This is a genomic window from Tabrizicola sp., assembly GCF_031377265.1.
Lineage (GTDB): Bacteria > Pseudomonadota > Alphaproteobacteria > Rhodobacterales > Rhodobacteraceae > JAUYQR01.
The window spans coordinates 1-9,194 of record NZ_JANMET010000022.1 but is presented as its reverse complement, the minus strand read 5'-3'; the positions used below and the strand labels follow the sequence as shown (position 1 = coordinate 9,194).

The following is a 9,194-nucleotide window of genomic DNA, read 5'->3' as shown; positions in this document are numbered from 1 at the left end:
CTTCGGCTTTGTCGGTGGCCCCGGCGAGACGCAGATCGAACAGGACCGCCGGGCGATTGACGATCAGGTCATTCGCTTGAAGAGACAGCTTGATGGCGTTGTAAAGACACGCGAATTGCACCGCGCCAGTCGTCGCAAAGTGCCGTTCCCTCTGGTGGCCCTTGTGGGGTACACCAATGCCGGAAAATCGACGCTCTTCAACCGGATGACCGGGGCGGATGTGTTGGCAAAGGACATGCTCTTTGCCACGCTTGACCCCACGATGCGCGGCATTGAATTGCCTTCTGGCCGCAAGATCATCGCCTCCGACACTGTTGGCTTCATCTCTGACCTGCCCACGCAACTGGTTGCCGCCTTCCGCGCCACGCTGGAAGAGGTGCTGGAAGCCGATCTCATCCTGCACGTCCGCGATATCAGCCACCCCGAAACCGCCGAACAGGCGCAGGACGTGACTGACATCCTCACCTCGCTTGGTGTAAAGCCGTCCACCCCGCTGATCGAGGTCTGGAACAAGCTTGATCTCGTCGCCCCCAGCGCCCGCGCCGGGATCGAGGCCAGCGCCACGGGTAGGGATCGCGTCTTTCCCGTCTCTGCGCTGACCGGCGAAGGGGTTGCGGCGCTGCTCGACGCCATCTCCACCGCGTTTGACGAAGAAAAGACCGACCGCAGCCTGACCCTTGGCTTTGCCGAAGGCCGCAAGCGGGCATGGTTGCATGAACAAGGCGTCGTCACCGACGAGACGCAGGCCGAAGACGGCTACCATCTGACCCTGCGCTGGACGGCACGGCAGGAACAGCGCTTTCGCGAGCTGTAAGTCCCCGCACAAAGCCGACACACAATGCCGACGCCGCCATCCGTCCGGATCATGGCGCAGGCGTCAGCACCATCACCCCCGCCGCCGCCGCCCGTGCAAGATCGGGGTCCAGCGACATCGGAATGTACTCGCCGCGCCGCCACAGCTCGCCCAGATCGTCATAGTGGCGGCTCAAGGGATGCCCCGATTGGCCCGTCGCGGTGATGAACACTGAACTGTCAGGGTCAGCAAAATCATAGACCCCGCGATACCCCGCACCATGCACGTTCAGGTAAGGGTTCGGCCCGGTGCCCTTGGTGCTGCCGCGCTGCAAGGTATCGTCGCCGCCGCTGGTGGACTGGCGGATGTTCACGAAATACCGCAACCCCGGCACCGTTCCCAGCACTGGATGGTCATGCGTTGCCTGATGCGCATCGCCCCAGCGCCAGCTCTCAACGTTCGGACCATACGTCTCCGACAATCGCAGCAGCGCCTCATCCAAGGCGATACGTGACAGATCGGCGCAGGTTTCCACCGCTGCCGACTGGATCACGTCACACCAGACCGATGCCCCGTCCACGTTGCGGTAAACCCGCTCCATGAACACCGGCGACGGGTGGGTAAAGGTATCGGCCATCGCGCCCAGCTCGTCGCGGATCAGCCGGTCCATCAATGCGCGCAGCCAGGCTTCGGCGATCAGCGGTTCGGGCAGATGCTCGCTCATCTCGCCGTTCCATTCCGCAAGCAATATCAACGCCTTCTGGCGCAGCCGTTCCGGCGTGCCTTCGGATGCCGCCTCGCCGGTGAACCACAGTTCCGACCCGATCAGCGGCAGCAGCGCCCTGGCCGTGGGGTTCACCGTATCAAGCTGCGCCTCGATAAAGCTTTCGCGGGTATGCACCTCGCGCGCCTTCATCAGCGTCAGCCAGCGTTGAATGCGCTGGGTATCGCCCCAGTCGTAACTTACATGCAGCGGGAATGGCCGCTCGATCGTCTTGTTGTTGGTGTTGCCCAGCAGGCCAGAGGACGGATTCAGAAAGCGCGGATTGTCGCTATAGGGCAGGGTGCCCTTGAACCCGTTCACCGGATCAGCCGCCAGCGAAGGCATCCGCCCCAGCGACTTGTGCCCCGGATCGCGGTTCGGCATTGCCCCGATCAGCTGCATGGCGATCCCGGTGGTATCGGCCAGCATCAGGTTCTGCGCCGGGGCCACGAACAGGCTGCCCGCCGCGATCCCGTCCGAGATCGTCTTTGCCCGCATCAGCCGCATCGCCGCCGTGACCGAGGTGTCGGTGGCCGACAGCGCCGTCCAGCTGAGCGCCACGACATGCCCTGGCGGGGTGATCGAGGCCAGATCGTAATGCGTGCCGGGCAGGATCGGGCCATTCTTCGACCAGCGCAGCGTCAGGGTCAGCGGATCGCCGTCCTTGACGGTGATGATCGACTGGCGTTTTTCAAAACTGGCCCAGCCGTCGGGCGTCTTGTACTGTTCGGTATTGTCGGGGTTCAATTCTTCGATCAGCAGATCCTGGTCATCCAGATAGGCCGAGGTCAGGCCCCAGCCCATCGCCTCGGACCGGCCCACCAGAACTGCCGGAACACCCGGAATGGTCCCGCCGATCACGCCCCCCGACTGCAATTCCAGCCGAGCCAGATACCAGATCCCCGGCGCGGTGAAATCCAGATGCGGGTCATTGGCCAACAGACTGCCCCCCGCCGCCGACCGCCCCGGCGCCGCAGCCCAGGCATTCGATGCCCCCGCAAACCCGATGTCCGCAACCGGCGACAGCGGCCCTTGCGCGAAGTCCACCGCCTCAAAATCAGGGGTGACGCCGGGCACCACTGCCGCATAATCCGGCAGGGCGGCCACGCCCTGACCCGGATCATCGGGCAAAAGATCGGCCAGCCGCTCTTGGGACAAGATCAAGGACATGCGGGCTCGCAGCACCTCGCTCTGTACCTGGCCGGCCAGCTGTAATGCCATCAACTTGACAATCGCAATCGAATCCGCCGGCGCCCATGCCGCTATCTCGTTGGAAAAGAAAAAGAATTCCGGTGCGCCGCGGCCCCGCGCGCCCTTGTTGATCTGGTTGATCCAGGCGTTGACGCCCGCTGAATAGGCCTCCAGCGCAGTCATCGTCTCGGCATCCTGTGCGGCCACCGAAGCCAGCGACAGTCCGTACAGATCCAGCCGCCGCAACAGCTCATCGGTCTTGACCGTGGCCTGCCCGAACACCTCTGACAAGCGCCCCTGTGCGGTGCGGCGCAGCATCGTCATCTGCCACAACCGGTCCTGCGCATGCGCAAATCCCAGCGCAAAGAACACATCTGCATCGGTCTTGCCAAAGATATGCGGCACGTTGTCATTGTTGCGCACGATCTCGACCGGGGCCGAAATGTCCTCCAGCGTGAAGTCCTCGGAATAGTCGACCAGCGAGCGTGACAGGATGTAATAGGCCAACAGCATCGCGATCAGCCCAAGGCCGATAAGTCCGGTCAAAATCCGGATAAGCCAGAGAAAGGCAGTCAGCATCAGGGGCCTGTTCTTGACGGCGGGGTCCGCTTCGGTTCCTAGTCCATCGGGCGGTCAAGGGCAATCATCAGGGGTGGGACATGGCGAAACTGGCGTTTCTCGGGCTTGGGGTCATGGGGTTTCCGATGGCCGGGCATTTGCAGGCCAAGGGGCATGACGTCACCGTCTACAACCGTAGCATCGCCAAGATCGAGGCCTGGACGGCAAAGCACGGCGGAGGGTGGGCCGAAACCCCTGCCAAGGCCGCAGCGGGCGCCGATTTCGTGATGGCCTGCGTCGGCAATGACGACGATCTGCGCTCCGTCTGCCTGGGCGAAACCGGCGCCTTTGCCGGCATGTCGAAAGGCGCGATCTTCGTCGACCACACCACCGTCTCCGCCCTTGTCACCCGCGAACTCGCCGCCATCGCCGCCGAACACGGCCTCAGCTTTGTCGACGCGCCGGTGTCAGGCGGGCAGGCCGGTGCGGAAAACGGCCGGCTGTCCATCATGTGCGGTGGCCATGACGCCGATTACGCCCGCGCTGAACCGGTGATGGCCGCCTACGCCCGGATCTGCCGCCTGATCGGGCCTTCGGGTGCCGGACAACTGGCCAAGATGATGAACCAGATCTGCATCGCGGGCCTGATGCAGGGCCTCAGCGAAGCGCTGGCCTTCGGTCAGAAAGCCGGGCTTGACGGTGAAAAGGTGGTCGAGGTGATCAGCCTTGGCGCGGCTGGCAGCTGGCAAATGGCCAACCGGCACAAGACCATGCTAAAGGACGAATTCGACTTCGGCTTCGCGGTGGACTGGATGCGCAAGGACCTTGGCATCTGCCTTGATACCGCGGATGAGATCGGCGCCCGCCTGCCGGTGACCGCCCTTGTCGATCAGTTCTACAAGGATGTGCAATTGATGGGCGGCGGTCGCAACGACACCTCGTCACTGATCCGCCGCCTGAAATAGCGGGTCCGGTCAGGGAATGATCCGGGTATACTTGACCCCGCTCAGCGTGGCCCCCGCGATCAGCCCTTGCTGGCCAAACACCAGCGCCACCACCGGCGTCAGTTCCGTCGTCTCCTTGCCAATGGTGGCACCCTGATCAGGCGTTGCATAGCGGATGTCGGCGCTGGCCGCCCAGCCGGGCGAACGGCGGAATTCCTCCAACGCATCGGGCGTCATGAAAAACAGCGCGTGGGCATATTGCTGTGCGCCAATCTGAAACCCGATCGACGCTTTGGCGGCAGAATAGTAATCCACTGTCGCCCCCTGGATGCGCAACGCGCCACGCCCATAGGACCCGCCAATGCCGAAACCCGCTTCGGTGATCAGCGGCATGAACAGCACCCCCGCCGCCCGCGATGCCAAATCCTGTGTGCCCGGATAGCGGCTGAACAGAAAGCTCTGCGTCGCATCGACCCGCGCGTCGATCTGCGTGGCACCGCCTGAACCGATGCCATTGCTGCAGGCCGCCAGCAGAGCTGTAGACCCCGCCCCAACCATCAGACCGCGCCTTGAAATACCTGCCATAACCTCCGCCTTTCCTGCCTCATTGGGGTCTATGCCCCGTTGCCTCAAATCCTAACGGTTTTCTTTGCGCCTGTCATGCCCCCATGCCCAGGGCGGCGATGCCCTGCCGAGTTTCGCCTTCCGCTACTAAGACAGCGTCGCGTACAGCGCGTAATCCTCGACTGCCACCTCGCGCAACAGCGCCTCTGTCTCGGCCGAAAGCCCGGTCATCCCCACGGGCGAGACGTTCAACCGTGGCAGAATGATCTCGCAGCCCAGCCGGTCCTCCAGAAACGCCACGAACCCGTCGATGTCTTCATAGCGGAACAGCCGGTCAAGACCCTGGCCCTGACGCGGCCGCAGGAACTTGCCCTGTGATCCAACCGCTGCAAATTCCGGCTGCGTGTCGCTGCACCAGGCGCGCACGAACTCATCAAAGCTGATCCCCCGCGTCGATCTTTCCGGGTCGGTGTCCTCGCGCTGGCGGTACCGGTACCATGATCCCAGCCAATCACGCGGCTCGCGCATCAGCGCCACGACTGTGAAGTCCTCCTTGGACGCCGCCTGCAGATAGGGCCCCACAAACCGCCGATAGCGGTGCACCGTGGTGTGCTTCAGCACCGGGGGTCGCTGCACCGAAACTGTGGCCAGTGATTCGAGCGCCGCCGCAATCGCGGTTGACCCGGTCTTCGGTGTCGCCAGAAAAGCCAGTCGTTGATCCCAGAATACCAGCATTCGCGCCCCTTGTTGGTATGGCTTCCGGCTTTTCACCGGTTTCCTCAAGTCGCGTAAACTATCCCTTAACCAAATCGCGCAAAAGCTGCATTTGACGAGAATTCGGTTGAAATGTTCTGCATTTGATCTCATAAGGCTGAGAACACTTGGGGAACATCAGGTAGGATTGCCGCCTGCAGGTGGCTGTGAAATAAGGGAGACGGACATGGCGGTTGCGAACCTTTTGGACCTCGACGGGAAGCGTGAAATGGATAAGGCGAAGGCTCTGGAAAGCGCTCTGGCGCAGATCGAGCGTCAGTTTGGCAAGGGCTCGATCATGCGGCTTGGCGCTGACAGCCCGGCCATGGATATCGAGGCAACCTCGACGGGTTCCCTCGGTCTGGACATCGCTTTGGGCATTGGCGGTCTGCCAAAGGGCCGGATCATCGAGATCTACGGGCCGGAATCCTCAGGGAAAACCACGCTCACCCTGCATGTGGTTGCCGAAGAACAGAAAAAGGGCGGCGTCTGCGCCTTTGTCGATGCCGAACACGCGCTTGACCCGCAATATGCGAAAAAGCTGGGCGTGAACCTGGACGAGCTGCTGATTTCGCAGCCCGACACCGGCGAACAGGCGCTTGAGATTGTCGATACGCTGGTCCGCTCCGGCGCTGTCAGCCTGGTGGTGATCGACTCGGTGGCGGCCCTGGTGCCGAAATCAGAGATTGAAGGCGACATGGGCGACATGCAGATGGGCAGCCAGGCCCGCCTGATGAGCCAGGCGATGCGCAAGTTGACCGCCTCGATCGGGCGTTCCAACTGCATGGTGATCTTCATCAACCAGATTCGGATGAAGATCGGCGTAATGTTCGGCAGCCCCGAAACCACGACGGGCGGCAACGCGCTGAAATTCTACGCCTCGGTCCGCCTTGACATCCGCCGCATCGGATCGATCAAGGAAAAGGACGACATTGTCGGCAACACCACCCGGGTAAAGGTCGTGAAGAACAAGGTGGCACCGCCCTTCAAACAGGTGGAATTCGACATAATGTATGGCGAAGGCATCTCCAAGACCGGAGAGCTGGTCGATATCGGCGTAAAGGCCGGGATTGTCGAGAAATCGGGCAGCTGGTATTCCTACGGCGATGAACGCATCGGGCAGGGGCGTGAAAACGCCAAACTGTTCCTCAAGCAGAACCCGGCCGTCGCTGCCGAACTGGAAGACAAGATCCGTGGCGCGAACGGCCTGGATTTCAACGTCGCTGGCGGCCCGGACAGCGAAGATTTGGTCGATATGTAAGCCGTCTGCCCAGAATTGCTGACAAGGCCGGGAGCATCTCCCGGCCTTTTTTGCATGCGGCGGGCCGGGGTGGTGGACAGCCCCCGCCGCCGGGGCTAAACCGTTGCGGAACTGCAGAACTTGCCTCCGGAAGGGCCTAAAATGGCGTCATTGAACGACATCCGCTCCACCTACCTCGATTTTTTCGCGCGCAATGGCCACACCGTGGTCGAAAGCTCGCCCCTGGTGCCGCGCAATGACCCGACCTTGATGTTCGCCAACTCCGGCATGGTGCAGTTCAAGAACCTGTTCACCGGGGTCGAAACCCGCGACTACAAACGCGCCACCACCGCGCAGAAATGCGTCCGCGCCGGCGGCAAGCACAACGATCTCGACAATGTCGGCTACACCGCCCGCCATCATACCTTCTTCGAAATGCTGGGGAATTTCAGCTTCGGCGACTATTTCAAAGCCGAAGCCATCGCCTTCGCCTGGGAACTCCTCACCAAGGACTTCGGCCTGAACCGCGACAAGCTTCTGGTCACCGTCTACCACACCGACGACGAGGCCGCCGCGCTCTGGAAAAAGGTTGCCGGCCTGTCCGACGACAAGATCATCCGCATTCCCACCGATGACAATTTCTGGCGCATGGGCCCCACCGGCCCCTGCGGCCCCTGCACCGAAATCTTCTACGACCACGGCGACCACATCTGGGGCGGCCCGCCCGGTTCCGCGCAAGAAGACGGCGACCGGTTCATCGAGATCTGGAACAACGTCTTCATGCAGAACGAACAGTTCGCCGACGGCCGCCTCGTCCCCCTGGAAATGCAGTCGATCGACACCGGCATGGGCCTTGAACGCATCGGCGCGCTGTTGCAAGGCAAGCACGACAACTACGACACCGATCTCATGCGCTCCCTGATCGAGGCCTCGGCCCACGCCACCAGCAACGATCCCGACGGCCCCGGCAAGACCCACCACCGCGTCATCGCCGACCATCTGCGCTCCACCTCCTTCCTGATCGCCGACGGGGTGATGCCGTCAAACGAAGGGCGCGGCTATGTGCTGCGCCGGATCATGCGCCGCGCCATGCGCCATGCCCACATGCTGGGCAGCCATGACCCGGTCATGCACCGCCTTGTCCCCGCGCTGGTGCGCGGCATGGGGGCGGCCTATCCCGAGCTTGGCCGCGCCCAATCGCTGATCGAAGAAACCCTGCGGCTGGAGGAAACCCGCTTCAAGCAGACCCTCGACCGCGGCCTGAAGCTTCTGGATGACGAACTTGCCCGCCTGCCGGACGGCGCCGACCTTCCCGGTGCCGCCGCCTTCAAGCTCTATGACACCTATGGTTTCCCGCTGGATCTCACGCAAGATGCCCTGCGCGAAAAGGGCCGCGCGGTGGATGTTCAGGGCTTTGACCATGCCATGCAGGACCAGAAAACCAAGGCCCGCGCCGCATGGGTAGGCACCGGGGCCGCCGCCGACGCCCGCATCTGGTTCGATCTGGCCGAAGAGCATGGTGTGACCGAATTCCTCGGCTATGACACCGAAACCGCCGAAGGCGTGATCCATGCGCTGGTCCGCGATGCCGCTGCGGTCGACAAAGCCGAAACTGGCGGGACGATCCAGATCATCACCAACCAGACGCCGTTCTACGCTGAGTCCGGCGGCCAGGTTGGCGATACCGGACTGATCCGCACCGCCACCGGCCTTGCCGAGGTGACCGACACCCGCAAGACCGCGGGCGTTTTCCTGCATGTTGCCAATGTGTTGGAGGGAACTCTTCTCAAGGGTCAGCCCGCCAAGCTGGAGGTCAGTCACACCCGCCGCGCCCAGATCCGCGCCAACCATTCCGCCACGCACCTGTTGCACGAGGCGCTGCGCCGCGCGTTGGGCGATCATGTCGCGCAGCGGGGCAGCCTTAATGCCGCCGACCGGCTGCGCTTTGATTTCAGCCATGGCCATGCCGTCAGTCCCGCCGATCTGGCAACCGTGGAAGCCGAGGTCAACGCCTTCATCCGCCAGAATGCCCCGGTCGAGACCCGGATCATGACCCCCGATGACGCCCGCGCCATCGGCGCGCAGGCGCTGTTCGGCGAGAAGTACGGCGAAGAGGTTCGCGTCGTGTCGATGGGCATCCTCGAAGGCTCGGCCAAAGGCGCCGATGGCAAGACCTACAGCCTGGAACTTTGCGGCGGCACCCATGTCCGCCGCACCGGCGATATCGGCGCGATGGTTCTCCTTGGCGACAGCGCCTCCTCCGCCGGGGTGCGGCGGATCGAGGCGCTGACCGGGCAGGCAGCACTTGACCATCTGCGCCTGCAGGATGCCCGTCTGGCCGAGATTGCGACCACGCTGAAAGCCTCACCCGCCGAGCTGGCTGAGCGG

The 9,194-nt window shown here is 63.0% G+C and carries 7 protein-coding genes; 4 read left to right on the top strand and 3 right to left on the bottom strand.

Annotated elements, in window-relative coordinates:
* Positions 1-814 (top strand): GTPase HflX (gene hflX / locus RMO18_RS01375; RefSeq protein ID WP_309663452.1); only part of this gene is annotated, 814 nt, incomplete at its 5' end.
* A gap of 49 nt (positions 815-863) precedes the next feature.
* Here hflX and RMO18_RS01370 read toward each other — a convergent pair.
* The gene (locus tag RMO18_RS01370; RefSeq protein ID WP_309663450.1) at positions 864-3,326 is read right to left on the bottom strand and encodes a penicillin acylase family protein; all 2,463 of its coding nucleotides are present in this window, start codon (positions 3,324-3,326) and stop codon (positions 864-866) included.
* Between the two features lie 80 nt (positions 3,327-3,406).
* On the opposite strand from RMO18_RS01370, the gene RMO18_RS01365 reads away from it, so the two are divergent.
* Positions 3,407-4,270: an NAD(P)-dependent oxidoreductase gene (locus RMO18_RS01365; RefSeq protein ID WP_309663448.1), complete on the top strand. Its 864-nt coding sequence runs from the start codon at positions 3,407-3,409 to the stop codon at positions 4,268-4,270.
* A gap of 9 nt (positions 4,271-4,279) precedes the next feature.
* On the opposite strand, the gene RMO18_RS01360 is transcribed toward RMO18_RS01365, so the two are convergent.
* Together RMO18_RS01360 and RMO18_RS01355 are read right to left on the bottom strand one after the other, a co-directional pair.
* Positions 4,280-4,834 carry a YSC84-related protein gene (locus RMO18_RS01360; protein WP_309663447.1) on the bottom strand — a complete coding sequence of 185 codons (555 nt, stop codon included), beginning with the start codon at positions 4,832-4,834 and terminating at the stop codon, positions 4,280-4,282.
* Positions 4,835-4,960: 126 nt separating this feature from the next.
* On the bottom strand, positions 4,961-5,548 hold the full coding sequence (locus tag RMO18_RS01355) for a hypothetical protein (protein WP_309663445.1): 588 nt from the start codon (positions 5,546-5,548) through the stop codon (positions 4,961-4,963).
* 205 nt (positions 5,549-5,753) lie between these two features.
* Here RMO18_RS01355 and recA point away from each other — a divergent pair, with 205 nt between their 5' ends.
* Both recA and alaS read left to right on the top strand, forming a co-directional pair.
* Positions 5,754-6,827: a recombinase RecA gene (gene recA, locus RMO18_RS01350; RefSeq protein WP_309663443.1), complete on the top strand. Its 1,074-nt coding sequence runs from the start codon at positions 5,754-5,756 to the stop codon at positions 6,825-6,827.
* A gap of 141 nt (positions 6,828-6,968) precedes the next feature.
* Positions 6,969-9,194, top strand: a 2,226-nt coding sequence (alaS, locus tag RMO18_RS01345; RefSeq protein WP_309663441.1) for an alanine--tRNA ligase, incomplete at its 3' end; no start/stop codon positions are given.

Coding starts and splice junctions, on each gene's coding strand:
- RMO18_RS01370 (WP_309663450.1), bottom strand. CDS start 3,326: ATGCTGACTGCCTTTCTCTGGCTTATCCGGATTTTGACCGGACTTATC.
- RMO18_RS01365 (WP_309663448.1), top strand. CDS start 3,407: ATGGCGAAACTGGCGTTTCTCGGGCTTGGGGTCATGGGGTTTCCGATG.
- RMO18_RS01360 (WP_309663447.1), bottom strand. CDS start 4,834: ATGGCAGGTATTTCAAGGCGCGGTCTGATGGTTGGGGCGGGGTCTACA.
- RMO18_RS01355 (WP_309663445.1), bottom strand. CDS start 5,548: ATGCTGGTATTCTGGGATCAACGACTGGCTTTTCTGGCGACACCGAAG.
- recA (WP_309663443.1), top strand. CDS start 5,754: ATGGCGGTTGCGAACCTTTTGGACCTCGACGGGAAGCGTGAAATGGAT.